The organism is Streptomyces sp. NPDC021020 (genome assembly GCF_044333285.1).
GTDB lineage: Bacteria > Actinomycetota > Actinomycetes > Streptomycetales > Streptomycetaceae > Actinacidiphila.
In genome coordinates, this window is the sequence record NZ_JBIRQQ010000002.1 from 611,347 (window position 1) to 634,765 (window position 23,419).

A 23,419-nucleotide genomic window follows, 5' to 3' on the forward strand; every position below is an offset into this window, starting at 1 on the left:
GTGGGTGTCAGCGGGCGGCCGAGGTGATGGCGTCGGCGGCGGCCACGGCCTGGTCCAGCGCGTCCTTGGCGGACAGCTTGCCCTGGAGCGCGAGCTGGACCTTGCCGATGACGGCGGCGGTGACGCGGGCGTCGTACTGCACGGGGACGAGGTTCTGGGCCTTGGCGATCTGGGCGGCCGAGATCGTGCGGGCCTTGGACTCCACCGAACCGTCGCCGTCCGAGGTGAAGTACGGGTCCTTCAGGGACGACAGGGTGCTGGGCAGGATCGTGACGATCTTGCTGAACGCCAGCTGGTTCTCGGCGTTGCCCAGGTACTCGGCGAAATTCAGCGCCGTCGTCCGGTTCTTGCCGCTCTTGGGGACCAGCAGGCCCATGACGGACATGTTGGTGGTGCCGTCGGGGCCGGTGATCTGCGGGCCGACGCCGGTCTGGGCGGCGACGGCCGGCGCGTTCTGCTTGACCACGGTCAGGAAGTTCGGGCCCGAGGGGAACAGGCCGATGCGGCCTGCCTGGTAGGCCTCGGTCTCCTTGCTGTGGTCCTGGGTCAGCGAGTCCTTGGGGTAGACGCCGCCCTTGTAGGCGTCGACGAGCTTCTGCAGGTACGCCACGGCCGCGGGGGTGTTGAACGTCCACTTGGTGCCGGAGTCGTCGAGCAGCGGCACGCCCTGCTTGGCCAGGTCGGTGATGAAGCGGTTCTCCAGCGCGGGGTGCAGCCCGTAGGTCGAGCCGTGCCCGGCCGCGGCGAGCTTGCGGCCGTCGGCGAGCAGCTCGTCGAACGTCGACGGCGGGGAGTTCGGGTCCAGCCCCGCCTTGCTGAAGAGCTGCTTGTTGTACATGGTGACCTCGGAGGTCAGATACCACGGGATCGCGTACGCGCCGGACTTGCCGGGCACGGTGAAGGCGCTCCACGCGCCGGGCACGTAGTCGGACTTGACGCCCGCCGCGGCGGTGTCCATGTCGACGAACAGGCCCTTGGCCTCCAGCGCCTGGGCGAACTGCGGGTTGAGGTTGACCACGTCGGGCAGCGAGCCGGCCGTCGCGTCGGTCGTGAGCTTCTCCTGCGCGCCCTGGAACGGGATGTCCACCCACTTGACCTTGGTGCCCGGGTGGGACTTCTCGTAGGCGGCGATCACCTTGTTCATGTAGTCGGTGAAGGTCGGCTTCAGCTGCAGCGTCTCCAGCGTGATCGTGCCGGAGACCTTGCCGCTGCCCGCGGCCGGACCGGAGTCCTGCGACGAAGAGCCCGACCCCAGGCCGCAGGCCGTGGCGGTCAGCGCCACGACGGTCCCGATGGCGGCAAGGTGCAGGCGTCTGCTGCTGGGCATGTCTCTCCTCGGACAGTGGAGACCACAAGGTCCACGGTCATGTCGCTCCAACTGGTAGCGACCACTTGCTGCACGTTTTCACCGGCACTCCCAGGTCGTCAAGGGGTGAGCGGCAAAGAAGGTCAGATTGCTCCCTACCACTGTTGGTGATGCGGCCGGTCTGGTATCCAACTGGACTGACGGGTGCGCTTCTTGCCCGGACTACTCATTCACCAGGAGCATCATGGAACCCCTGAACAACACCACCCCCTCGCGCAGGTCCCTGCTGGGTCGCGCGGCGGGCGTACTGGTGGCCGGAGCGGCACTTCCGGTGGTGGCCGCCGGGACCAGTGCGGCGCGCAGTGGTACGGACCACTCGTCGGGGCGCCGGGGAGGCCGGGCGGGACACTGCCGGGCCGACGGCCGGCAGGTCACCACCACGATGGGCACCGGTGCCTGGACCTCCGGGACGCCCTCCGCACCCGGGCCCACCGTTCCCCGCGACCAGCTCACGCAGCTGCCCGGCGGCGCGGGCGGCCCGCAGATGTTCGTCTCCAACAACCCGGAGACCTTCACCGGCACCGGCTGGCTGGCGCAGTGCGGACGCACCACCGCCAACCGCGGAGGCGCCGCGCACCCGCTGTCCGGCACCTTCCCGGTGTACCTCTACCACCAGAACGGGACCGGCCGGACGGCGTACGTGCACGTACTCGTCTCCAACCCCGGGCCGTCACCGGTGACCGTGTCCGCGCGCGGCTCGGTGTGGACCAACGGCGACAAGCCGCTGGTCCAGGACCCGCTCCAGCGTGCCGGGACCGGCCCCTGCTACGCGACCTCCCAGGACTGGGCCACCGGCGCCGTGCGGACCTACCTGCCCGCCACCGTCCTCGCCCCCGGCGCCATGGCGCAGGTCGCGCTGGTCCCGCTCACCTCGTCCATCGTCGACGGGCTGCTGGAGGTCACCGCGACCGGTGGTGGCGTCCACGTCTACACCGCGGCCACCGACGACGGGGACACCGCCGCCGCGATCAACTCGACCCAGCACGACGAGATGGCGGCCCCCGGCAACACCGCCCCGCAGACCGACACCACCTACGGCCGCGAGGCCGGTGTCTACGCCGCCTCGACCTGGGACACCGGCCTGGTCGGCATCGACGTCCCCGCGCCCGGCAGCCACCTCGGCCTGGCGGTGAACACCACCCAGCGCCAGGTCGCCGCCCTCGACCAGACCGTCCCGGCGGTCGCCGCCCTCGCCGACTCCTCGCAGCGCAGCTGGGGCAACTACGGCATGCGGTACGCCGTCCGGCTCCAGCTGGCCAACCCCTCGCAGAACGCGCGCACCGTGGCCCTGACCTTCGGCTCCAACGTCACCGCCGCCACCGACGTGCCCGGCGACACCTGGAACGGCGCCGCGACCCTGACCGTCGACAGCGGCACGCCCCAGCTCACCACCGTCTACGTCCGCCCCACGGCCCCCCGCTGCCCACTGGGCACCTTCCTGCTCCCGCCGGGCGGCCGGACACTGGTGGAACTGGACTTCGAGGTCCCGGGCCTCATCACGGCGGGGTCGCAGCTGCTCCTGGAGAGCATCTGACACCGGCGGCCCCGTCCGGGCGGGAGCGTCATGGTACGGGGATGGCCTGCGGCTTTACCGTTTGACGCATACAACTCCCGACGTGGCTGCAGTTGGTGCTGGGCCGGCCGTTCCGCAGGGTGGCACACCGGACCGCTGACACCCCTGCTGCTCCTCAGGCCGGGCTGCGCGAGGCGGAAGCCGTGCGGGAGCGGTTCGTGATCGCCCGGGAGACGGTCGGGCTGGTCCGAGGCTGAGGCGGTTCGTAGGCTACCGGGGCGGGGGACCCGGCCGGGACGCCCGGGACCCAGGGGAAGGTGCTTTGTGGTGGCGACGCTTTCGGAGGTCGAAGCCCTGTTGGGCGAGCCCCGGTTCAACTGGTCGGATCCGGCGCCGTGGGACGAGATGGAGAGGGAGTTCGGTATCGAGTTCCCTGCGGACTTCCGCGAGATCGTGAACGCCTACGGCTCGGTCCGGATCAACAGGCAGCTCTATCTGGACCACCCCGCCGGGCATCTGGGAAAAGAGGTCAGAGGTGATCTCGAGATGTGGCAGGAGGAGGACATGGCGAAGTTCCTGCCCGCGCCGGCTGGGGCGGGGCCCGGAGAGCTGATGCCGGTGGCGTCGGCCACGACGGGCGAGGCGGTCTTCCTCCGAGTTCCGGAGGACCCCTCGTCGCCATGGCGCGTCGTGGTCCATGAGTTCGACAGTCCGGCCTGGACTCTCCACGAGATGACGTTCGGCGAGTGGCTGCTGGCGTACCTCAGGGGTGAGGACGTGACGGTGTGTTCACGCAACTTGGCGCCCGACCGCCCGTTCTACGAACCGCGGTCCTGAATCAGCATGACCGCTTGGCGAGGCGGCGTGAGTGCATAGGCCCCGCGAACGTCCGCTCGACCAGCCATCTCTTGGGCAGCACGGTGAATCGGGCCGGCGGCGTCCCGCCGTCGAAGTCGAACCCACGTCCGTGACGACGCGGCGGTGGCCGGGCGGGTGAAGGAGAGGGCGGCGCTCGGGGCATGGCTGGTCTTCTCTACCGGCCGTCCCCGGACGTGCGGCCCGACGGCCGCAAGAGCTTCTCCTGGAAGGACTCCGCGACCTGATCCAGACCGCGCACCAGCAGCTCGGAGGCCCCATCGTTCTCGTCCGGGACAGTCTGAACACGCACCTCACCGGCGGGATGCGCCGCTACATCGCCGAACGGGACTGGCCGGTCGAGCGCATCTGGTCAGTGCGGTGGGGTCGGTGCTGGTTGTAGAAGGTCTCGAACTTGCGGAGTGCGTGCAAGGCCCTTGGCGGTATTGCGCCGTTCGTCCTTTCCGGACCTCCCGCTCGGGCCGGCCGGTGCGATGATGGTTGCGTTCAGCCGGGGGTCCGGTTGAGCAGGGGGGATCTGATGAAGCTCCGGTAGGCCGGCTGGCCCAGCAGCGCGGGGCTCTCCCGCGGCCGTGCCGTACGCCGTGGTGGTACCCGCGGGGACAGCGCACCCGGCCCGTTCGGAACATCGTGAGGTCCGTTCATCCGACAAGGGGGAGATTTTCATGCGAGTTCGACATCGGATGGCTGGAGCTGCCGCAGGGGTAGCCCTCACCACGGGGGCACTTCTGGCCGCGACAGCTTTGCCGGCTCAGGCGTACAGCCCCAACCCGTCGCCCACCGTGTCCTTCCGTAACACGACTTACTGCCCCTGCAGCCTCAGCGACCCGTTCGACGGGACGCGCTTCGCACAGGAGGACGGCGGCGAGGCCGTCAAGATAGAGCTGCGGGACAGCAGCGGCTCGTACGTGGGGAAGACCGAGTTCCACCCTTACGACGACAAGCTCTGGGTGTACGACACCAAGAACGACGGAGACTCCATCTACACGGAAGCCGAGTGGTACGACTCCTCGGGCAAACTGCAAGATCACCTCTACACGGCGCCCGGCACCTCCGCCGTCCTCGACTACGCCGTCGAGAACCTGAACATCCCCGAGGGCAACACGATCTGGCTCTACATCTGGGACGACTCGGCCAGGACCGACAGGATCGTTTGGGCAACCGGCACGGCCTGAGCTGACCAGGAGGCGGGGGCTGGTGCGGTGGCCGCGGGCCCGTAGCCAGTCCCCGCCGTCCGTGAGATGGGTCAGCGGACCGGTTCCGGGCGTACCGCGCCCGGTGTGGGGAGCAGGTGGGTCGGGTGGCCGGCGAGGACGGTGGCGGTCACGCGGTGGGCGAAACGGCGGCCGTGGAAGGGGGAATTGGCCGAGCGGCTGTGCCAGGCGGCGGGGGCGGCCCGCCAGGGCAGTGGCTGGACGACGCAGAAGGTGGCGGGTCCGCCGGCGGTGACGGGGCGGCCCGCCGTGGCGGCGATCCCGCCCGCTGCAGCGGGCGCGAAGGACGTCACGCGGGAGACCGCGGACCAGTCCACGGCGCCGGTGCCCGGGTCGGTGAAGACCTCGGCCACGACCGGGAGCGCCGTCTCCAGCGAGGTGAGGCCGAAGGCGGCGGAGCGCCAGGAGCCGGACTTGGCGCGCGCCGGGTGCGGGGCGTGGTCGGTGGCGACCACGTCGATCGTGCCGTCGAGCAGCGCGGCGCGCACGGCCGCCACGTCCCGCGCGGTGCGCAGCGGCGGGTTGACCTTCAGCGCGGGGCCCTCCGCCGCCGCGTGGCCGTCGGTGAGGACGAGGTGGTGCGGGGTCACTTCGGCGGTGACGGGCAGCCCGTCGCGCTTCGCGGAGCGGAGCAGCGCGACGGCCCCGGCCGTCGACACATGGCACAGGTGCAGGCGGCCGCCGGTCGCGGCGGCGAGCGCGAGGTCGCGGCCGATCACGGCCTCCTCCCCGGCGGCGGGCCAGCCGGGGACCCCGAGGCGGCCGGCGACCGCGTCGTTGACCACGCCGTCGCGCACGATCGAGGCGCTCTGGGCGTGCTGTGCGAAGACGGTGCCGTGCCGGGCCATCGCGGTCAGCAGGTCCCGCACGAGCCCGGCGTCGTCGACGCACCGCCCGTCGTCGGAGAAGACGGTGACCCCCGCGGCGGCCAGCGCGGGCACGTCCACCAGCGCGGTCCCGGCCAGCCCGGTGGTGGCGGCGCCGACCGGGTGCACCCGCACCGGCAGCCCATCCGCTCGCGCCCGCAGCGCGCGTACCCGCTCCGCGGTGTCGGTCACCGGCGAGGTGTTGGCCATCGCGAAGACGTCGGTGAAGCCCCCCGCGGCGGCCGCGCGGGCCCCGGAGGCGAGGGTCTCGGCCTCCTCGCCGCCCGGTTCGCGCAGATGGGTGTGCAGGTCGACGAGCCCCGGCAGGACGACGGCGTGCGCGTCCCGCCCCGGCGGGACGTCCGACGGCCGCAGGGAGCCGATCAGCCCGCCGGCGACCTCCAGGTCCCACAGCCCCTCGCGCCCGGCGACGGCGACCGCGGTGAGCCGCCACCGCCCGGACACCGGTGCGGCGCTCACCGCTCGGCCCGGTCGAGGCCGCGCAGCGTCTCCAGCAGCGCCCGGACGCCGGTCGCGATCTGCGGTGTGGGGGTGGACTCCTCCGGCACATGGCTGAGCCCGCCGTCGCTGGGGACGAAGATCATGCCCGCCGGAACGACATGGTTGACCTGCTGCGTGTCGTGGCTGGCGCCGCTCGGCAGGACGCGGTAGGCCGCGCCGACCGCGGCGCAGGCCGCCTCCGCGTGCCCGGCGACCCACTCGGGCAGCACGACCGGGGGAGTGTCGGCGAGGACGCGGGTCGTCAGGGCGGTGCCGTGCTCGCCGGCCGCGGCCGCGAAGTCGTGGGCCAGGGCCTTCGCGGCGGCGCGCTGGCGTACGGGGTCGACGTCGCGGATGTCGACGCTGAACTCGACGGCGCCCGGCACGGTGGTGATGGAGTTGGGCTCCACGCCGAGCCGTCCCACCGTGACGCGCAGACCCTCGTTGCCCGGCCGGCGCGCGAAGCGGTCGCCCAGCTCGACGCAGTGCGCAGCGGTCACCAGCGCGTCGTGCCGCAGGTGCATGGGAGTGCCGCCGGAGTGGGTGGCGCGTCCGGTGACCTCGACCAGCAGCCGGGTGCTGCCGGAGATGACGTCGACCACGCCGACGTCCAGGCCCTCGGAGGCGAGCACCTCGCCCTGCTCGATGTGCAGTTCGACGAAGGCGAACCAGTCCTCCGGCCGCCAGCGGGCGCCGTCCACGAGGTCGGGCCGCAGCCCGACCGCCGCCATCGCGTCGGCCATGGTGCGCCCCTCGCGGTCGGTCAGCCCCGGCAGGTCCGCGGCGCCGGTCAGGCCCGCCGCCATCCGGCTGCCGTTGCAGGCCTGCCCGAAGCGGGCGCCCTCCTCGGCGGCGAACGCCACGAAGCGCCAGGGCCGGCGGTGCGGCAGCCGCAGCCGGACGGCCACCTCGGCGACCTCCATGGCGGCCACGACCCCGACGATGCCGTCGTAGCCGCCGCCGCGCGGCACGGTGTCCAGGTGCGAGCCGGTGCCGACAGCGGGTACGCCGGGCTCGCCGGGCAGCTCGGCCACGGTGTTGCCCGCCGGGTCGGTGGCCACGGTCAGGCCCAGGGCGCCCATGTGCGCGGCGAACACCGCGTGCGCGTCGCGCTCCAGCGGGCTGTAGGCGAGCCGGGTGCAGCCGGGGCCGGAACCCGGCTCGGTGAGGCCGGCGAAGCGCGCGAGGTGCGCGTCGATCCGCTCCCCGCTGACGGCGGCGGGTGCGGCGGCGGGACCGGCCGTCGTACGGGTGCCCGTCATTCCGCTCCCTCCCCGGTCACCGAGCAGACGCAGACGACCCGGCCGCCGTGCCCGGCCACCGCGCGCAGCAGCGGCTCCAGGCCCGTGCCGGGCCCGCCGCCCGCGGTGACCACGGCGGTCCGCTCGCCGGGCAGCACGTCCTCGACGATGAGCCGTCCGAGGTCGGCCACCACGACCCGGCGGCGTATGCCGAGGGTGCGGGCGACGACGTGCGCGAGCAGGACGTCGGTGGTGTCGTTCCAGCTCACGACGGCCTCCGGCCGGTGGCGGGCGGCCTCTTCCGCGAGGGCGGCGCCCGCGTACTCGACGGAGGCGGGGTCGTCGCCGGGGAGCCCGGCGCCGAGGACCACCGCGGGGGGTATGGAGGGCATGGCTACTCCTGTCGTTGCATACGGAAGGCGGCGGCGGACGTCTGGCCGGGCAGGCCGCCCGGGCCCTGGACGGCCGGGGTGTCGGCGGCCAGCAGCTGCGCCAGCTCCGCCACGGTCGGGTCCGGGTCGAAGGGGCGGTCGTAGCCCTGCTCCCGGGAGAGGGCCTGCGCGGCGTCGAGGACGATGCGCGCCGCGACCGCCCGGTCGGCGGGGTCCGCGACCCGCGACCACGCCGCGCACACGGTGACGGCGGTGGAGACCCGCCCGCCGCGCCCGCGGACCGGCGCGGACACCGCCCAGACGCCCTCGTCCAGTTCGTTGTCGCACACGTCGAACCCGCGGACGCGCACCACGGCCAGATGGTCGATCAGCCGGTTGATCTCCCGGACCGTCCCCGAGGTGAAGGACGCGCGCGGGTAGGACGACAGCAGCGTCTCGACGAAGGCCGGGTCCTGGTAGGCGAGGATGGCGCGGGCCGACGCCGCGGCGTGCAGCGGCACCTCCTGGCCGAGCCGTACGAACAGCCGCAGCGGGCGCTCGGTCCCGGCGATGGAGACGGCGACGACCCGGCCGTCGATGAGCTGGGTGAGCACGACGCTCTCGCCGCACCGCCGTTCGGCCTCGACCAGCGGGGCGGGCGGCTCGATCACGAACGGCTCGTAGTCGTCGGCGTGCCCGAGGCTCACCGCTGCGGGGCCGAGCACGTACCGCTTGGTGGTGGCCGACCTGCTGACGAAGCCGGTCTGCTCCAGCGTGCTCATGACCCGGTGCATGCTGCCGACCGGGATCTCCAGGTGCTGGTGCAGCTGCTGGAGCGTCAGCCCCTGGCGGTACGCGGACAGGTGGGTCAGCACCGACAGCGCCCGCACCACGACCTGCATGGGCCGTTCGGCGCCCCTCCGCTCGCTCCTGTCGCTGCCGGCTGTGCCCTTGTCCATGGACTGTCCCCATCCCGGTCTTGTTTCGCGGCAGTTACCGCCGTGCGTCATTTCCGTCTCACGGAATCACTGGTGCGGCTCTGGTACCGGGAGTATCGAAGTTCCCTGGGGCGCCTGTCAATGACCGCTCATCAGGCATCGCCAGCATTTTCCCGGACGTCGCAGGTCTTGGCCACGGATCTCTTGACAGCCGGAGTGCAGGCTTCCAGTATTTGCGAATCCGCAGCATGGAATATGCGTTTCCGTCTCGCGGAAATACGGGAAGGAGTGTGATGACTGTTTCCGATGTGGACATCGCGGTGAACCGGCCGCCGAGCACCGCCGACCGGCCCCGCGGCCCGGCCCGCGGGCGGCTGCCCCGCGGCGCGCTGCTGCTGGTGGCCCGCAAGGCCGGCGGCGCGCTGCTGGTGGTGTGGGGCGTGGTCACCTTCACCTTCGTCGTGGCGCGGGTCGTGGCCCCCGACCCGACGGGGCTGCTGGTACCGCCCGGCGCGACCGAGCAGGCCCGCGAGCAGCTGCGGCACTCGCTGGGCCTGGACCGGGGCGTCTTCCGGCAGTACCTGATCTATCTGGACGACCTGCTGCACGGCGATCTGGGTACGTCCTTCGGCACCGGGCGCCCGGTCGCGTCCGACCTGACCGGCCGGCTGTCGGCGACGCTCGAACTGGCCGTGCCCGCCCTGGTGGTGGGTGTGCTGCTGGGCACCGCGCTCGGTGTCCTCGCGGCCGTCCGCCGCGGAGGAGCGGTGGACCACGCGATCCGCGCCGTCACGCTGGTCGCGCTGGCCGTGCCGCAGTTCTGGCTCGGACTGGTGCTGCTCTCGGTGTTCTTCGTCAACCTCGGCTGGCTGCCCGGTCCGATCGGGCGACTGCCCGCCGACGTCCCGCCGCCGCCCCATCTGACCGGCAGCTACGTCCTCGACTCCGCCCTGGGCGGCCACTGGCACACCGCCTGGCAGGCCGTCCGGCAACTCGTCCTGCCCTGCACGGTGCTGGTGTGCGGCATCTTCGCGCCCATCACCCGCATCGCCCGATCCGCCATGGCCGAGGCGCTGCGCAGCGAGTACATCAGGACGGCGCACGCGTACGGCTTCGGCCGCGCCCGCATCCACCGCAGCTACGCGCTGCGCAACGCGCTGCTCCCGGTCATCACGATGACCGCCGGCGGCGTCGCCTTCGCCTTCACCGGCGCGGTGCTCGTCGAGGGCGTCTTCGGCTGGCCCGGTATCGGGCAGTACGCGCTCACCGCCGTCCAGCAGTCCGACTTCCCCGCGCTCCAGGGCTTCGTGCTCTACGCGGCGGTCGTCTACGTCGTCCTGTACGCACTGGTCGATCTCGCCTACTCGCTGGCCGACCCGAGGATCCGCTCATGACCGCACCGGTTTCCGCACCCCCGGCACGGGCGCACCCTGCGCCGGGCGCCCCCGCCGCCCGCAGGCTGCGGGCCGCCCCGCCGACCGTACGGGTGGGGCTCGCACTGATGGCGCTGCTGGTCGCCGCCGCGGTCGTCGGCCGGATCTGGACCCCGTACGACCCGGACGCACCCGCCGTCGGGGTGCCCTTCCAGGCACCCGGCGGGTCGCACTGGTTCGGCACCGACCAGGCGGGCGGCGACGTCTTCTCCAAGACGCTCGCCGCGACCTGGACGGACCTGTGGCTCACCGTGGTCGCGGTGGCCGTCGCCTTCGTGGTCGGCAGCCTGTTCGGGGCGATCGCCGGCTACCGGGGCGGCTGGACGGACGCGGTGATCATGCGGGTCACCGAGATCCTCCAGTCCTTCCCCGCGCTGCTGCTGGCGCTGCTGCTGGTCACCACCCTGGGCTCGGGGCTGCTCAACGTCATCGTCGTGGTCGCCTTCGTCGGACTGCCCGGCTATCTGCGGCTGCTGCGCGCCGAGGTGCGCAGCAGCAGGAGCCGGGAGTTCGCCGAGGCGGCGGTACTGGCCGGCAACAGCGGCACGCGCGTGCTGGTCCGCCACCTGGTGCCCGGCGGCATCGCGCCGCTGGTGTCCTACGCGGCCGTCAACGCCGCGTGGGTGGCGATCGTGGTGTCCAGCCTCGGCTTCGTCGGTGTCGGCATCGAGCCCGGCAGCCCGGAGTGGGGCTCGATGATCGCCGGCGGCAAGGACGCGCCGGACGCCTACTGGATCTCCCTCTTCCCGGGCCTCGCCGTGCTGCTGCTGGCAGGCGCCTTCTACCTGCTCGGAGACGGCCTGGTCGACAAGGAGGACCACCGATGACGACCGGCACCACGACCGAGGGCGGGGTGGCCGCCGAACGCGCCCCCGGCGCCGCGGACTCCGCGCTGCTGACCGTGTCGGGGCTGTCCGCCGCCTTCCGCGGGCCGCACGGCGAGCGGACCGAGGTGCTCCACGACGTCGGCTTCCGGGTGCCGCGGGGGGCGATCACCGCCGTCGTCGGCGAGACGGGCAGCGGCAAGTCGCTGACCGCGCTGACGGTGATGGGGCTGCGCCCGCCGCGGATGGAGGCGACCGGATCGGTCGTCTTCGACGGCCGGGAACTGATGGGACTGGACGAGGACGCCTACCGGGATCTGCGCGGCGCGCAGATCGCCATGGTCTTCCAGGACGCCCGCTCCGCGCTCAACCCGGTGCTCACCGTGGGGCGCCAGCTCACCGACGTGGCCCGGCTGCACCAGGGCGTCGGCCGGAAGGCCGCCCGCGGCCTGGTCGCCGAGACGCTGGCCCGGGTCCGCATCCCCGACCCGCTGCGGCGGATGGGGCAGTACCCGCACCAGTTCTCCGGCGGCATGGCGCAGCGCGCGATGATCGCGATGGCGCTGCTGTGCCGCCCGCGGCTGATGCTGCTGGACGAGCCGACCACCGGGCTGGACGTCACCACGCAGGCCGACGTCATGGAGCTGGTGGTGGAACTCGCCAGGCAGGACGGCCTGACCGCGTGCCTGGTCACCCACGACCTGGGCGTGGTCGGCGAGACCTGCGACCGGGTCGTGGTGATGCGCCGCGGCCGCGTCGTGGAGGAGGCCGAGGCGGGGGACTTCTTCCGCTCCCCGCGGGCGGACTACTCGCGCGCCCTGCTGGCCGCGAACCGGCTCGGCGAGAAGGACGCCGCCACCGCCGAGGACGCCGACAGGCCCGGCCGGGACCCCGGCGCGGCCGACACACCCGGGAGCCCGTCATGACCGCACCGGCAGTACCCGCCGCACCCGTCCTGGAGGTCGAGGGCCTGCGCACCGACTTCACCGTCCGCAGCCGCGGCCTGCGGCACACCCTGCGCGCCGTGGACGGGGTCGACCTGGTGCTGCGCCCCGGCGAGACGCTGGCCGTGGTCGGGGAGAGCGGTTCCGGCAAGTCCACCCTGGCCCGGTCGATCCTGCGGCTGGTGGAGCCCACCGCGGGAGCCGTCACCGTGGCCGGGCGCCCGCTCGCGTCGTACCGCGACCGGCGGGCCCTCTACCGCGAGGTGCAGATGGTCTTCCAGGACCCGCGCTCGTCGCTCGACCCGCGCCAGCGCATCCGCTCGGTGCTGGAGGAGCCGCTGCGGCTGCACCTGCGGATGCCCGCCGACCGGCGCGAGCAGCGCGTCCGCGAACTGCTGGCCGCCGTCGAGCTGCCGCCCGAGGTGCTGGACCGGCTGCCCGCCGAGCTGTCGGGCGGCCAGCGCCAGCGCGTCGGGGTGGCGCGGGCGCTGTCGGTGGAGCCCAAGGCGGTGATCCTCGACGAGCCGACCGCCTCGCTCGACGCCTCGACCCGCGGTGTGGTGCTGGACCTGCTGGCCCGGCTCCAGCGCGAGACGGGCCTGGCGTACCTGCTCATCTCGCACGACCTCCAGGCGGTGCGGCGGATCGCGCACCGCGTCCACGTGATGTACCTGGGGCGGGTCGTGGAGTCCGGCAGTACCCAGGACGTCCTGGAGCGCCCCGCCCACCCCTACACCAGAGCCCTGCTGGACGCGGCCCCGGTCGCCGTCCACCGCGGGCACACCCGGGCCTTCCGGCTCAGCGGGGAGAACCCGGGTCCCTTCGACCCGCCGGCCGGCTGCTCGCTGGCCCCCCGCTGCCCGCTGGCGGAGGAGCCGTGCAGGGCCACCCGGCCGGCGCAGCTTCCCTTCGGCGGCACGCACCACGCCGCCTGCCCCGTCACCCACCGCCAGGTCAGCGCCGACCTCCCGGACACGCGTCACCAGCGAACCGAAGGAAGACCCCGATGACCCGTCACCTGCCCCGCCGCTCACGACACCTGGTGGCCGCCTCCGCCCTCGCGGCGGGCACCGTGCTGGCCGCCTGCTCCGCCCCCGCGGACGGCGGCGGCCGCTCCGGTACCAAGGCCCCCGCCTCGCTGGTCGCCGCCTGGCCGAGCGACATCTCCACCATGGACCCCGGCAACGTCAACACCGACCAGGACAAGGAACTGGCGATGAACGTCTACCAGAACCTGGTGGGCTACAAGACCTCCGCCCAGGGCGGCCACGCGGTCTCCGACGGCCTGGCCGCGAGCCCGGAGCTGGCCACCTCCTGGTCGGTCGCCGGCGACACCGTCACCTTCACCCTGCGCAGCGGCGTGAAATTCCACCCCTCCGGCAACCCGGTCACCTCCGCCGACGTCGTGTGGTCCCTCCAGCGAGCGCTCAAGCTCAACGGCGCCGTCGAGCTGAACAACAGCGGCGTCTTCGCGGCCGACCAGATCACCGCGCCGGACGCCACCCACGTCGCCATCCGCTACCGGGACGGCGACGGCAAGCCCGCCAAGGCGAGCGAGGTCAACATCGCGACGCTGCGCACCTGCTGGTACGGCATCGTCGACTCCAAGGCGGCCCGCGCGCACGCCACCCCCGCCGACCCGATCGCCGCCGACTGGCTCAAGAGCAACGTCGCCGGCACCGGCCCCTACTACGTCGCCTCCCGGCAGAGCGGGCAGTCACTCGACCTGGCGGCCGTGCCCGGTGCCGCCGTGGACGCGCCGAAGTTCTCCTCGGTGAAGCTGAGGGTCGTCAACGACGGCAACGTGGCGGCCCTGCTGCGCGGCGGCAGCGTCAACGTCGCCCAGTACGGCCTGAGCCCGCGCGACACCAAGTCGCTCGGTTCGGCGGGCTTCCACGCCGAGCACGCCGACACCTCCAGCTACCTCTACCTGCAACTGGCCTCCGACGCGGGCCCCTTCAAGGACCCCCTGGTGCGCCGGGCGGTCGCCCAGGCGCTGCCGTACGACGCGCTCGTGAAGAACGTCTACTACGGGCAGGCCGAACGCGCCGACTCCTACGTCGCGAAGAACGCCGCCGGCTACGCCCCCGCGTGGAAGGACTACGGCGACCCGGCCGCGGCCAGGAAGCTGATGGAGCAGGCCGGCAGCCCGAGGATCAGCACCAAGCTGCGCTACCCCAGCGAGAACACCGACTTCGCCACCGCCGCCCAGCTGATCAAGAGCTCGCTGGCGCCGCTCGGTATCGACGTGACGCTCCAGCCGCAGACCTCCGCCGCGCTCATCACCGCGATCATCGGCCGCGCCACCGCCGAGCAGGCCGGCAGCCCCGGCGACGGCATGGTCCTGTTCACCCTCTCCACCTACGTCGAGGACGCCAAGACCCCGGTCAAGCTCTGGAGCGTCACCGGCGGCGTGGTCAACTTCGCCCGCACCAGCGACCCGGAGATCGACCGTCTCCAGAGCCGGTACGCGATGGCCGCACCGAGCGCCGAGCGCGCCCAGGCATACCGGCAGATCCAGCAACTCGCCGCCCAGGACGCCGCGTTCGTGCCACTGGTGCTCACCGGGCGCACCCTGGTCACCTCGGCGGGCGTCAGCGGGCTGACCTTCACCCCCGAGCCGGTCACCCTCTACTGGACGCTGGAGCCCGCCAAGTGACCGCCGCCCGCCCCGCGGACGCCGCCCCGTCCCGGCCGCTGTGGCAGTGGTCCGCCCGGCAGCTCGCCGCCGGGTACGCGGACGGGTCGGTCAGCCCGCTCGACGCCCTCGACGCCGTGACCGGGCAGGCCGACCGGACCGCGCGGCTGGGCCTCTTCGCCCACCGCGCCTTCGCCGCCGCCCGCCGGGACGCGGCGGCCAGCACCGAGCGCTGGCTGCGGGGCGTCCCGCTCGGCCCCTTCGACGGGGTGCCGCTGACCGTCAAGGACAACATCCCCGTCGCCGGCATGCCGTGCGCGTGGGGCAGCCGGCTGTACGCCGACCACGTCCCGGAGCGCGACGAACTGTGCGTCGCCCGGCTGCGCGCCGGGGGCTGGGTGATCCTCGGCAAGAGCAACGTCTCGGAGTTCACCCTCGGCCTCGGCAACGTCAGCACCCTGCTGCACGGCACCACCCGCAACCCGTGGGACCCGCGGCTGACCACCGGCGCCTCCACCGGCGGCGGTGCCGCCGCCGTCGCGGCGGGCGTCGGCCCGGTGACGCTCGGCACCGACGGCGGCGGCTCCATCCGCTGGCCGGCGGCGTACTGCGGGCTGGTCGGCCTCAAACCGACCGCCGGCCGGATCGCCCGGTACGACGGACTGCCCGTCGTCCTGCACGACCTGGAGGTGGTCGCGCCCGCCGCGCGCACCGTCGCCGACACCGAGGCCCTGCTGGAGGCCGTCGCCGGGCCGGACCCGCGCGACCGCCGCTCCCTCGGCGTGCCGGACGAGCCCGGGTACGGCGGCGGGCCGCTGCGCATCCGGCTGGTGGAGCGCTTCGGCGACTACCCGGTGGAGCCCGGGATCACCGCCTCGCTGGCCGGCGCCGCCGACCGGCTCACCGCGATGGGGCACCACGTGGAAAGGGGCCCCGCACCCTTCGACTTCGCCGCCTTCGACGCCCACTGGCGCACGATCGGCACCACCGGGCTGGCCTGGCTCATGCGGGGCAGGGACGGCTGGCGCGGCCAGGTCGGCGACATCTACCCGCCGATGGTCGAGCACGGCCGCACGCTGGGCGCGGTGGACTACCTCGCCGCCCTCGACACCTTCCGCACCCTCTTCGCCCAGCTCGCCGACTTCTTCACCGGCACCGACCTGCTGCTCACCCCCGCTGCCGGCGCGATGCCGTGGCCCGCCGCCGAACTCGCCCCGCCCTACCAGCGGGTCTTCACCGGCATCGCCAACGCCACGGGGGTGCCCGCGATCACCCTGCCGGGCCCGCCCTCCCCGGCCGGCCTGCCGGTGGGCTTCCAGCTCGTCGGCCGCTTCGGCACCGACCGGGCGCTGCTGGACCTCGGCTACGCGTACGAGGCCGCACACCCCTGGGCCGACCGGTGGCCCGGCCCTACCGTCCCCCGCGAGCCCGCTCCCGCCGGGCCCTTCCCACACGAGAGAGGCGGCCGCGCATGACCGTCAGGATCGACTCCTTCGACACCGCGGGCCCCGGCGACACCGCCGCCCTGTCCGCGTGCCTGGACGCCCTCGACCCCGCCCGGGTCCGGCGGCTGGCCCTGCTGGTCAAGACCGAGGGCAGCGCCGACACCAACGACTTCTCCCGCGAGCTGGCCTCCTGGCGGGCCCGTGAGGCCGTGCTGGCGCGGCTCGGCACGGAGGTGCTGGAACGCACGGTCTTCCTGCACTCGACGGGCGCGGAAGGGGCGATGACGCCGTTCGGCTATCTGATCGCCGACGTGGCGGAGGAGCCCGCCGCGGCCGCCCAGGACGCTTCCGGGCCCGCTCCCGGCGGTGCCCTCAGCATGGGCGTCGGCCGCAGCCGTACCGTCCGGGGCTCGGAGATCGGCTCACCCCAGCACGTCGCGCTCGCCGAGCGGGCCGTGGCCGACGCCGTGGCCGACGCGGGTCTGACGCCGCAGCAGGTGGCGCTCGCTCTGGTCAAGACGCCGCTGACCGGCCATGACGAGCCGGTGCGGGTGACCTCGGCACAGGCCAAGGCAGTGGGCGCGCTGGGCGCGGCGCTGGCGCTGGGCGAGGTCGACCCCGCCCGGGTCGTCCCGGCCGCCTTCGGCCGCGACCTCACCCTGTACTCCCGCCGCACCATGGTCTTCTCCAGCTCCGAGGCCGCCCGCGTGGAGGTGCTCGTCCTCGGCAACCGCCCCGGCGCGACCGGCACGTTGCGGATCGCCTCGGGACAGCTGGCCGACGTCCTCGACGCGCCGGGCATCCGCCGCGTCCTGGCCGCCGCGGGCGCCGGACTGACGGCGGAGGGCACCGTACGCGACCCGGACCGCGTGGCGGCGCTGCTCGTGAAGGCGGGGCACCGGCACGACGGCACCCTGCGCGGCGCCCGGACCACGGTGCTGACCAGCCATCTCGACCCGGACAAGCACATCCGGATGGTCATGAGCGGGGTCGCAGGCTCCGTGCTCGGCAGCGGCCGGATCTTCGTCTCGGCCAACTCCGTGCACCAGGCGTCCGACGGCGGCGGCCTGTGCGTCGCGGTCGTGCGGCCCGGCGCCGCGGAGGCGGGCGCATGAGCGTGTCGACCACCCTGCCGCTGGTCGCCGACGAGGAAGTGCGCCGGGTCGTCGGCATCGAGGACGCGCTGGCCGTCGTCCGGCAGACGTACGAGGACTTCGGGGCCGACCGGCTCGCCCTGTCCTCGCCCACCATCACCCGGCTCGCCGGCGGTGCCCGCGGCTTCGGCCTGAAGGGCGCGCTGCTCGACCGCTACGGCGTCGCCGGGGTGCGGGTGACCCCGACCCACACCGGCGGGCACGGCAGTTGGTGCCTGGTGCTGGAGACGGCGTCGGGCCGCCCGCTGGTCGCGGTCGAGGAGAGCTGGCTCTACCGCCTGCGGACCGCGGCGTCCGCGGCCGTCGCAGCCCGGCTGCTGGCCCGGCCGGACAGCACGGTGCTCACGCTGGTCGGCACCGGGCGGATCGGCAGGCTGGTGCCGGCGGCCTTCGCCGCGGAGTTCGGCGTGACGGAGGTGCGGGTGGTCGGGCGGACGCCGGCGTCGGCGGTCGAGTTCGCCGCCCGGCAGTCGCTGCCGGGGTTGATCGTCACCGCGGCCGCGGGCCTGGACGAGGCCGCGCCCGGCTCCGACGTCGTCGTCGCGATCACCTCCGCCCGCGAGCCCGTGGTCCACGCCCGCCACCTGCCGCCCGGCGGCACGCTGATCGGCCTGGGCGGCGGCGCCGAGATCGCCGCCGGGGCGCTGACCGGGCCGGACGCCGCCGACCGCTTCTTCGTCGACGACCTCGACTACGCGAGCGAGACCGGATCGGTGGCCGGCTGGCTCGCCGCGGGCCTGTCGCCCGGCACCCTCTCCGCGCGGCTGACCGCCCTCCTGCCCGCCGTCGCGGCCGGTCTCCGCCCCGGCCGCACCGACCCGGGCGACCGCGTCCTCGCGGTGGTCCAGGGCGTCGCCGCCTGCGACGTCGCCCTCGCCTGCCTCACGATGCGCCGCCTCGGCATCGCCTGACCCGGGCCGGCTGCCGGCCCGCCGGCACCGGACCCACGGGCCCGGACGCCGGCCACGGGCGCGGCTCAGACGAGTTCGGGCCGCGGTTCCGTCGGTCGCGGTTCCAGCGGCGGCTCCGCGGCGGGGCCCTGGTCCCATCGCCTTGTGGTCCGCACGTAGGGGAGGATCACCGAGACCGGCGCCAGGACGAGGAGCGGTCCGAACGCCCACGGATGCCTGGCCATCTCCAACGGCAGGTAGCGGTAGGACAGCAGCAGCGCGACGAAGACCGCCGCACCGCGGGCGACCAGCAGCGACGCCGGCCGGTCCCAACCGCGGTCGAGCGCGCGCATCGCCGTCTCCACGGTGAGCGCGAACACCACACCGGCCACGATGTCCGCGCCGTAGTGGTAGCCGAAGCCCAGCGTCGCCCCGAGCGTGGCGACCAGCCAGAACGCGCCGGCCGCCCGCAGCAGCCGCGGACCCTTGCGGGAGTGGATGAAGATCGTGGTCGCCCATGCCGTGTGCAGGCTGGGCATGCAGTTGCGCGGGGTGATCCCGTCGAACACCATCCGGTGCGGGGACCGGACCGGTGTCGGCGTGTCCGGCCACAGATTGGCCGCCGCCCAGTGGCCGCCGTCGGCGCCGAAGGCGAAGACCGGGCCGACCACCGGGAAGACCATGTAGACGGCCGGCCCGAGCAGGCCGATGACCAGGAACGTCCGCACCAGGTGGTGGCCCGGGAAACGGCGCTCCACCGCCACGTTGCGCAGTTGGTACAGCGCGATGACGGCCGCCGCCAGCGGGAGCTGGCCGTAGACGCCGTGCAGGAGGAGGGAACCCGCCGGACCGGTGGCCGCGACGGCCCGGCCCACCAGCCACGACGGATTGCCCAGCGCGTGATCGGCGGTCGCCACGTACTGGTCGAGCACCGTCGGGCGGGTCTTCGACGTGATGAGCAACCAGGTGTCGCCGGTCTTGTGGCCGGTCACCAGCAGCAGGCCGAGACCGACACCCTTCAGCAGCAGGATGCGCTCCTGCCCGGCGCGGCGCGTGACGGCGATGACCGCACAGCTCAGGATCACCCACAGGGCGCCGTTGCCGAAGCGCATCCCGGCGCCCACCGCCCAGCGCACGAGGCAGAAGACGATGTCGATGCCGACCGCCGCGCCGACTGCGATCAACCGCTGCCGCCAGGTGAGCACCACCGTCATCAGCGCCAGTCCGGCGTACAGCAGCGGCCCCGAGGTGGGGGCGAACACCACCTCACGCGCCTGGTTGGTGACAGGTCCGGGCAGACCGTAGTGGCGCGCGGCGATCTCCAGCGAGACGAGGAATCCGAGGACCACTGCGCCTGCCGTGCCCCACAGCACCGAACCCGGCCGCTGCCAGGTGGCGAACACTGTTCTGCTGTCTGCCCGCGATGTCTTGGATATCAATTGTGGTTGGTCTGTCGGATGTCGGCCGCACGGAGCATTCCTCGTGCCGAACGGCACGCCTTTACCGGCGAACGCCGGCCGAAGGGGGCGATCCCCGTGATTTCGAACATGTTACCGGGGGTCGAACGGGAGTAGAACGGGGGTCGGTCGCGCGGGACGCCGAGCCCTCCCGGCGGTGCGGGGCGGTCCGCTTGTACTGTGCAGACCTGGACATCTGAAAGGGAAATCCTCGTGAAGAGCTTCACCCTGCCCGGTACCGACATCGTCGCCCCGAACGTCGTGCTCGGCCTGATGCGTATCGCCGACAAGAGCGACGAGGAGGTCCGGGAGCTCGTCCGCGCCGGGCGCGACGCGGGCATCGACTTCGTCGACCACGCCGACATCTACGGCGGCGAGCTGCACGCCTGCGAGCGCCGCTTCGCCGAGGCGATGGCGCTGACCCCGTCGCAGCGCGACGGGATCACGATCCAGACCAAGACGGGGATCGTGCCCGACGGTGGGTACTTCGACTTCTCCTACGAGCACATCGTCGAATCGGTCGAGGGCTCGCTCGCGGCCCTGCGGACCGACCGCATCGACATCCTGCTGCTGCACCGCCCGGACGCGCTCGTCGAGCCGGAGGAGGTCGCGCGCGCCTTCGACGCGCTCGAGTCCTCGGGCAAGGTGCGCGCCTTCGGCGTCTCGAACCACACCCCGCGTCAGATCGACCTGCTGCGCAAGTACGTGCGCCAGCCCATCGTGGCCAACCAGCTCCAGCTGTCGATCACCCACGCGCCGATCGTCGCCCAGGGCGTCGCGGCGAACATGCTCGCGGAGCAGCAGGCGGCCACCCTCGACGGCGGCGGGATCGTCGACTACTGCCGGCTGAACGACATCACCGTCCAGGCGTGGTCCCCCTTCCAGGCCGGCTTCTTCACGGGTGTCTTCCTCGGCTCGCCGGACTACCCCGAGCTGAACGCCGTCATCGACCGCCTCGCCGCCCGGTACGACGTCCCCGCCATCGCGATCGCGACCGCGTGGATCACCCGCCACCCCGCCCGGATGCAGGTCGTGCTCGGCACCACCAGCCCCGAACGTGTCGCAGGCGCCGCCCAGGGCTCCGACCTGCGGCTCACCCGCGCCGAGTGGTACGAACTGTTCCGCGCCGCGGGCCACATCGTCCCCTGAGACGGGGCGCCCGACGCCGGGCCGCGTCCGCGTGCGGCGGGCGTGGGCCCGGTCACCCGCTGCCCCTCGGGCAGCAGGAGGGCGGGGATCCCGAAGGCGCCGCGTACGAGGACCGGGTGGGATCACATCGAGGCGGTGGAAAGGCGGAAGCCGGTGCGTGCCGGCCGAGGGCAGGAGCCTAGGACAGCGGCCGACCGCCACGGCCGGTTCGTCCGACGCCGCGAGGCGAGAACGTGATCGGTCCTATCCAGCCCTGGCGCACGAGGGCGACCTGGGACGGCAGCGGCGACGCCGGGTCGACTGCCCTCCCTCGCGCCCAGTTCTGGAACAGCCCTTCGGTCGTCTCGACCGCGGACACCACCATGGTCACCTTCAGGTCGCCCTCGCCCCACGTGTACCACAGGGCCCAGCCCTCCGGTCTGGGGTCGACCCCGATCCGCGCGCACACCTCCTCGTACGCCTCCTCCACCCCGGCCGGCATGACCCCGGGCTTCAACACCGAGGCCCCGACGAGGCGGACAAGAGGCCGGTCCTCCTCCAGGCAACCGTCACCCTCGAAGTGGTAATGGCGCAGAGCCCGAGCAAGAGCGTTCACGCTGCGCTGGAGCGGTGTCGCCTCGTCCGGGTCCGCCTGGTACGAGAGCCAGCCTTCGTTGGACGCCTCCACGCTGACGCGGTTGGCGAGACGCTCGATCTCCCGGAGGTAGTCCAGATCGCTGAGCTCGGGTGAGGTCATGGTCCGAAGATACTCACCTGCGGCCGGCCGCTACTCCGTCCGGTCTGAGTAGGTGTACGGATCTGCGGGCCACCGCCCGTCGGCAGACTCGGAGGCAACCGAAGAGGGGGATCCCATGAAGAAGGTTGCCGGCGGCCCAGTCCGCACTCTCGCCCTGCTGCTGGCGGGAAGCGCGGTCGCCGCACTGACGGCCGCGTGCTCCGTCGACCTCCGGGACGCGATCTGCGGCTCGGACGAATACCCGGTCGCCGCCGTCGGGTCCGCGGGCGGTGGCTCCTGCGTCCCCGACAAGGAGCAGCCGCCCAAGGGCAGCGTCCGCTACCCCGAGGGGAAAGTGCCGCAGCACGTCGACGACAAGTGGGACAAGTACTGGCAGGACCACGCGTTGGACGCGAACGGCCGGCTCATCACCGACCCGGACCAGGTGCGGAAGGGGTGAACCGCCCGCGAGGCCTCGGGCCCCGCACCGGCCCGACCGCGTGCCGTCATGCCGGTGCGGCCGCGGGGCCGAGGTCTCCCTCGAGGAGGGTTTGCGCGATCCGGGGCCGGTCCCAGAGGGCCAGGATCTCGTTGGCGACGGGGACGACGGGCAGGTGGTCCTGGTGCCGCACGGTGACGGCCGCGGCTTTCAGCGTGCGCGGGACTGCTCCGGCGTCCAGCAGGACGCGCCATTCCTGTACGCCGAGTGCCAGGAACTCCAGTGCGGTGAGCCCGGCGACCTCCAGGGGGTCGGCCAGTGCGCCGGGCATGGCGGTGAGAGTGCGCAGGCGGGGCAGCCCGGCGACAGGCGCGAGATGGAACGGTGGGCCGTCCCCGCCGTCGAGGGACAGGACTTCCAGGGCGGGATGGGCGGCGGCCTGGACCGACGCAAGGCGTCCGGTGCCGACGCCGGCCACGGCCGGAAGCTCGGCTCCGCGGCGGTCAGGGCGTTCCTCCCGTAGCCGGCCCAGAACGAAATCGGTGAGGGAATCGGCGACGGGCTCGGCACCGAGGCTCTCCGTGTGACCGAGCAGGACGATCTGCCCGAAGTGCCCGCGCGGGCCGGGGGTCAGGTCGACCGCGAACACGTCGCCGCCGTTGGTGCCGAAGCCGATCCAGCCCGGTGAGCCGGCCAGGCCCTGCACCACGGCGTCGGGCGGGGTGCGGATCGCATCCGTCGCACCGAGGTCCCAGCCGGGGAAACGGGACGCCGCGTCGATGCCGAACAGGTGCTCCACGCCGAAGATCTCGCAGCCGACCGCCTTGTCGACGCGTATCGCCGTCTCGACGTCATCAGCCCAGTCCCCTCCGGCCACCCGGTAGAGCACCCTGAGCTCGTCGGACAGCGTGACACCGAGACGCGCTTCGGCGGCGGCGATCTCCTCCTCCGTCGCGCCGACGGCGTCGGGCAGCCGTTCGCGGAGCGTCCGCTCCAGCAACTCCGGATCCGCTGACGGTGCGGGTACCGCCCCGGGCACCGGATCGGGGCGGCGGAGCCAGGGTGCGGGAAGGGAGCCGTCGGCCAGGACGAGCACCCCCAGGTTCACCGAGCCGTAAGCCGGTTCCACAGCCGGGCTCGGCCAGACCAGGCCGAGCGTGGTCAGTCCGTCCGGCCGGACCTCCGCCCTGAAGACGACTTCCCGGACTCCGCCGCGCGCCAGCTCCCTCTGTATGTCCTGCACCGCGATCCGCGCTGTCGACGGCATGGATCCCCGATGGGCGATGCTGTATCCGGAGGGACTGATGCGTCCTGCCACCCGCGCCGACCGGCCTGCGCCCCGCTCCGTGCCGTCCTCCGGCGTGAGCCGGAGCACGGGCTCCCAGATCGCGAGATCGCATACCGACGGCAACGGGGCGCTCTGATCAACCATGCGCAGACCATAT

21 protein-coding genes and 1 pseudogene are annotated in these 23,419 nt (G+C 73.3%); 14 read left to right on the top strand and 8 right to left on the bottom strand.

The window, feature by feature from the left end:
* Nucleotides 1-7 precede the first annotated feature (7 nt).
* Nucleotides 8-1,327: an ABC transporter substrate-binding protein gene (locus ACH4SL_RS07035; RefSeq protein WP_398442386.1), complete on the bottom strand. Its 1,320-nt coding sequence runs from the start codon at nucleotides 1,325-1,327 to the stop codon at nucleotides 8-10.
* A gap of 223 nt (nucleotides 1,328-1,550) precedes the next feature.
* Here ACH4SL_RS07035 and ACH4SL_RS07040 point away from each other — a divergent pair, with 223 nt between their 5' ends.
* The 4 genes and pseudogenes from ACH4SL_RS07040 (at nucleotide 1,551) to ACH4SL_RS07055 (ending at nucleotide 4,930) form a co-directional block, all read left to right on the top strand.
* Nucleotides 1,551-2,900: a DUF3370 family protein gene (locus ACH4SL_RS07040; RefSeq protein ID WP_398442387.1), complete on the top strand. Its 1,350-nt coding sequence runs from the start codon at nucleotides 1,551-1,553 to the stop codon at nucleotides 2,898-2,900.
* A 306-nt stretch (nucleotides 2,901-3,206) separates the two neighbouring features.
* Nucleotides 3,207-3,716, top strand: a complete 510-nt coding sequence (locus ACH4SL_RS07045) for an SMI1/KNR4 family protein (RefSeq protein WP_398442388.1) — start codon at nucleotides 3,207-3,209, stop codon at nucleotides 3,714-3,716.
* A 182-nt stretch (nucleotides 3,717-3,898) separates the two neighbouring features.
* Nucleotides 3,899-4,113: pseudogene (locus ACH4SL_RS07050) on the top strand (DDE endonuclease); the annotation flags it as partial.
* 424 nt (nucleotides 4,114-4,537) lie between these two features.
* Entirely contained in the window at nucleotides 4,538-4,930 is a 393-nt protein-coding gene (locus tag ACH4SL_RS07055; protein ID WP_398442389.1) for a hypothetical protein, read from the top strand.
* Between the two features lie 71 nt (nucleotides 4,931-5,001).
* Here ACH4SL_RS07055 and ACH4SL_RS07060 read toward each other — a convergent pair whose 3' ends face one another.
* The 4 genes from ACH4SL_RS07060 to ACH4SL_RS07075 all read right to left on the bottom strand — a co-directional run bounded on the left by ACH4SL_RS07060 (nucleotide 5,002) and on the right by ACH4SL_RS07075 (nucleotide 8,907).
* Nucleotides 5,002-6,249 carry a dihydroorotase gene (locus tag ACH4SL_RS07060; protein WP_398442701.1) on the bottom strand — a complete coding sequence of 416 codons (1,248 nt, stop codon included), beginning with the start codon at nucleotides 6,247-6,249 and terminating at the stop codon, nucleotides 5,002-5,004.
* Nucleotides 6,250-6,311: 62 nt separating this feature from the next.
* The gene (locus tag ACH4SL_RS07065; protein WP_398442390.1) at nucleotides 6,312-7,598 is read right to left on the bottom strand and encodes a Zn-dependent hydrolase; all 1,287 of its coding nucleotides are present in this window, start codon (nucleotides 7,596-7,598) and stop codon (nucleotides 6,312-6,314) included.
* Nucleotides 7,595-7,969 (bottom strand): hypothetical protein, encoded by a 375-nt coding sequence (locus ACH4SL_RS07070; RefSeq protein ID WP_398442391.1) that lies wholly within the window; start codon nucleotides 7,967-7,969, stop codon nucleotides 7,595-7,597. The genes ACH4SL_RS07065 and ACH4SL_RS07070 overlap by 4 nt, the downstream gene beginning before the upstream one ends.
* A gap of 2 nt (nucleotides 7,970-7,971) precedes the next feature.
* Nucleotides 7,972-8,907: an IclR family transcriptional regulator gene (locus ACH4SL_RS07075; RefSeq protein ID WP_398442392.1), complete on the bottom strand. Its 936-nt coding sequence runs from the start codon at nucleotides 8,905-8,907 to the stop codon at nucleotides 7,972-7,974.
* 272 nt (nucleotides 8,908-9,179) lie between these two features.
* On the opposite strand from ACH4SL_RS07075, the gene ACH4SL_RS07080 reads away from it, so the two are divergent.
* From ACH4SL_RS07080 to ACH4SL_RS07115, 8 genes are read left to right on the top strand one after another with little or no spacing between them, the layout of a single operon-like run.
* Nucleotides 9,180-10,280 (top strand): ABC transporter permease, encoded by a 1,101-nt coding sequence (locus ACH4SL_RS07080; protein ID WP_398442393.1) that lies wholly within the window; start codon nucleotides 9,180-9,182, stop codon nucleotides 10,278-10,280.
* Nucleotides 10,277-11,146: an ABC transporter permease gene (locus ACH4SL_RS07085; RefSeq protein ID WP_398442394.1), complete on the top strand. Its 870-nt coding sequence runs from the start codon at nucleotides 10,277-10,279 to the stop codon at nucleotides 11,144-11,146. Before ACH4SL_RS07080 ends, ACH4SL_RS07085 begins: the two co-directional genes overlap by 4 nt.
* Nucleotides 11,143-12,069, top strand: coding sequence for an ABC transporter ATP-binding protein (locus tag ACH4SL_RS07090; protein WP_398442395.1), 927 nt, complete (start codon nucleotides 11,143-11,145; stop codon nucleotides 12,067-12,069). The genes ACH4SL_RS07085 and ACH4SL_RS07090 overlap by 4 nt, the downstream gene beginning before the upstream one ends.
* Nucleotides 12,066-13,097, top strand: a complete 1,032-nt coding sequence (locus ACH4SL_RS07095) for an oligopeptide/dipeptide ABC transporter ATP-binding protein (RefSeq protein WP_398442396.1) — start codon at nucleotides 12,066-12,068, stop codon at nucleotides 13,095-13,097. Before ACH4SL_RS07090 ends, ACH4SL_RS07095 begins: the two co-directional genes overlap by 4 nt.
* On the top strand, nucleotides 13,094-14,746 hold the full coding sequence (locus ACH4SL_RS07100) for an ABC transporter substrate-binding protein (RefSeq protein ID WP_398442397.1): 1,653 nt from the start codon (nucleotides 13,094-13,096) through the stop codon (nucleotides 14,744-14,746). Before ACH4SL_RS07095 ends, ACH4SL_RS07100 begins: the two co-directional genes overlap by 4 nt.
* A complete protein-coding gene (locus ACH4SL_RS07105) occupies nucleotides 14,743-16,200 on the top strand; it encodes an amidase (protein WP_398442398.1) in 1,458 nt (485 codons plus the stop codon). Before ACH4SL_RS07100 ends, ACH4SL_RS07105 begins: the two co-directional genes overlap by 4 nt.
* Nucleotides 16,197-17,285 carry a ring-opening amidohydrolase gene (locus ACH4SL_RS07110; protein WP_398442399.1) on the top strand — a complete coding sequence of 363 codons (1,089 nt, stop codon included), beginning with the start codon at nucleotides 16,197-16,199 and terminating at the stop codon, nucleotides 17,283-17,285. Before ACH4SL_RS07105 ends, ACH4SL_RS07110 begins: the two co-directional genes overlap by 4 nt.
* A complete protein-coding gene (locus ACH4SL_RS07115) occupies nucleotides 17,282-18,235 on the top strand; it encodes a hypothetical protein (RefSeq protein WP_398442400.1) in 954 nt (317 codons plus the stop codon). Before ACH4SL_RS07110 ends, ACH4SL_RS07115 begins: the two co-directional genes overlap by 4 nt.
* A gap of 65 nt (nucleotides 18,236-18,300) precedes the next feature.
* Here ACH4SL_RS07115 and ACH4SL_RS07120 read toward each other — a convergent pair whose 3' ends face one another.
* Nucleotides 18,301-19,587, bottom strand: a complete 1,287-nt coding sequence (locus tag ACH4SL_RS07120) for a phosphatase PAP2 family protein (RefSeq protein WP_398442702.1) — start codon at nucleotides 19,585-19,587, stop codon at nucleotides 18,301-18,303.
* Between the two features lie 297 nt (nucleotides 19,588-19,884).
* On the opposite strand from ACH4SL_RS07120, the gene ACH4SL_RS07125 reads away from it, so the two are divergent.
* Nucleotides 19,885-20,820: an aldo/keto reductase family oxidoreductase gene (locus ACH4SL_RS07125; protein WP_398442401.1), complete on the top strand. Its 936-nt coding sequence runs from the start codon at nucleotides 19,885-19,887 to the stop codon at nucleotides 20,818-20,820.
* Between the two features lie 178 nt (nucleotides 20,821-20,998).
* Here ACH4SL_RS07125 and ACH4SL_RS07130 read toward each other — a convergent pair whose 3' ends face one another.
* Nucleotides 20,999-21,556: a hypothetical protein gene (locus ACH4SL_RS07130; RefSeq protein WP_398442402.1), complete on the bottom strand. Its 558-nt coding sequence runs from the start codon at nucleotides 21,554-21,556 to the stop codon at nucleotides 20,999-21,001.
* Nucleotides 21,557-21,671: 115 nt separating this feature from the next.
* Here ACH4SL_RS07130 and ACH4SL_RS07135 point away from each other — a divergent pair, with 115 nt between their 5' ends.
* Nucleotides 21,672-21,995, top strand: a complete 324-nt coding sequence (locus ACH4SL_RS07135; RefSeq protein ID WP_398442403.1) for an SCO0607 family lipoprotein — start codon at nucleotides 21,672-21,674, stop codon at nucleotides 21,993-21,995.
* A gap of 46 nt (nucleotides 21,996-22,041) precedes the next feature.
* Here ACH4SL_RS07135 and ACH4SL_RS07140 read toward each other — a convergent pair whose 3' ends face one another.
* Nucleotides 22,042-23,406 (bottom strand): SMI1/KNR4 family protein, encoded by a 1,365-nt coding sequence (locus tag ACH4SL_RS07140; protein ID WP_398442404.1) that lies wholly within the window; start codon nucleotides 23,404-23,406, stop codon nucleotides 22,042-22,044.
* Between the last annotated feature and the right edge of the window lie 13 nt (nucleotides 23,407-23,419).

Coding starts and splice junctions, on each gene's coding strand:
- ACH4SL_RS07035 (WP_398442386.1), bottom strand. CDS start 1,327: ATGCCCAGCAGCAGACGCCTGCACCTTGCCGCCATCGGGACCGTCGTG.
- ACH4SL_RS07040 (WP_398442387.1), top strand. CDS start 1,551: ATGGAACCCCTGAACAACACCACCCCCTCGCGCAGGTCCCTGCTGGGT.
- ACH4SL_RS07065 (WP_398442390.1), bottom strand. CDS start 7,598: ATGACGGGCACCCGTACGACGGCCGGTCCCGCCGCCGCACCCGCCGCC.
- ACH4SL_RS07070 (WP_398442391.1), bottom strand. CDS start 7,969: ATGCCCTCCATACCCCCCGCGGTGGTCCTCGGCGCCGGGCTCCCCGGC.
- ACH4SL_RS07075 (WP_398442392.1), bottom strand. CDS start 8,907: ATGGACAAGGGCACAGCCGGCAGCGACAGGAGCGAGCGGAGGGGCGCC.
- ACH4SL_RS07080 (WP_398442393.1), top strand. CDS start 9,180: ATGACTGTTTCCGATGTGGACATCGCGGTGAACCGGCCGCCGAGCACC.
- ACH4SL_RS07085 (WP_398442394.1), top strand. CDS start 10,277: ATGACCGCACCGGTTTCCGCACCCCCGGCACGGGCGCACCCTGCGCCG.
- ACH4SL_RS07090 (WP_398442395.1), top strand. CDS start 11,143: ATGACGACCGGCACCACGACCGAGGGCGGGGTGGCCGCCGAACGCGCC.
- ACH4SL_RS07095 (WP_398442396.1), top strand. CDS start 12,066: ATGACCGCACCGGCAGTACCCGCCGCACCCGTCCTGGAGGTCGAGGGC.
- ACH4SL_RS07100 (WP_398442397.1), top strand. CDS start 13,094: ATGACCCGTCACCTGCCCCGCCGCTCACGACACCTGGTGGCCGCCTCC.
- ACH4SL_RS07110 (WP_398442399.1), top strand. CDS start 16,197: ATGACCGTCAGGATCGACTCCTTCGACACCGCGGGCCCCGGCGACACC.
- ACH4SL_RS07115 (WP_398442400.1), top strand. CDS start 17,282: ATGAGCGTGTCGACCACCCTGCCGCTGGTCGCCGACGAGGAAGTGCGC.
- ACH4SL_RS07130 (WP_398442402.1), bottom strand. CDS start 21,556: ATGACCTCACCCGAGCTCAGCGATCTGGACTACCTCCGGGAGATCGAG.
- ACH4SL_RS07135 (WP_398442403.1), top strand. CDS start 21,672: ATGAAGAAGGTTGCCGGCGGCCCAGTCCGCACTCTCGCCCTGCTGCTG.
- ACH4SL_RS07140 (WP_398442404.1), bottom strand. CDS start 23,406: ATGGTTGATCAGAGCGCCCCGTTGCCGTCGGTATGCGATCTCGCGATC.